This window comes from Shewanella sp. SM20 (genome assembly GCF_025654545.1).
Classification (GTDB): Bacteria; Pseudomonadota; Gammaproteobacteria; order Enterobacterales; family Shewanellaceae; genus Shewanella; species Shewanella oncorhynchi.
In genome coordinates, this window is record NZ_JAKKRK010000151.1 from 1 (window position 1) to 534 (window position 534).

The window sequence follows — 534 nt, forward strand, 5'->3', positions numbered from 1 at the left end:
CCGACCCAAACATACGTCACGTCGCCACACCACACTTGATCTGGTTGAGTTACTGCAAACTGTCGATTTAGCGTATTGGGGATTGCAACATGCTCTTGTGTCGCTTTCCTATAAGAATGCTTAGGCTGCTGACAGCTTAATAACCCAAGCTTTTTCATTAGATTACGGGCTCGATAACGACTGAGACCAATCCCTTTGTTAGTCACTAATTGCGCTATCGTTCGCGCACCGGCAGAGCCATGACTAATACGATGTGCGGCCTTCACTTCACTGCATAAAATAGTCAAGTCTGCATCAATATGTTCTTTTCTTTTTAGCCAATACTTATAGCTACTTCGATGCACTTTGAATGCATTACAAATTGTGAGAATAGAGTGGCTCTGCTTGAGTGCGCTGATTAGCGTAAATTGTTCATCGAGTCTGACATCAAGAGAGCGGTAGCCTTTTTTAGGATAAGATTGTGCTCCTCAAGACGAGCTATTTGCTTCTTCAGCTCACGGATTTCAATTTGTTCAGGGGTAATCGGAGATGCTT

1 pseudogene is annotated in these 534 nt (G+C 43.6%); it reads right to left on the bottom strand.

The features are described 5' to 3' along the window. A pseudogene (locus L5M18_RS23560) lies at positions 1 to 534 on the bottom strand (IS3-like element ISSba5 family transposase); the annotation flags it as partial.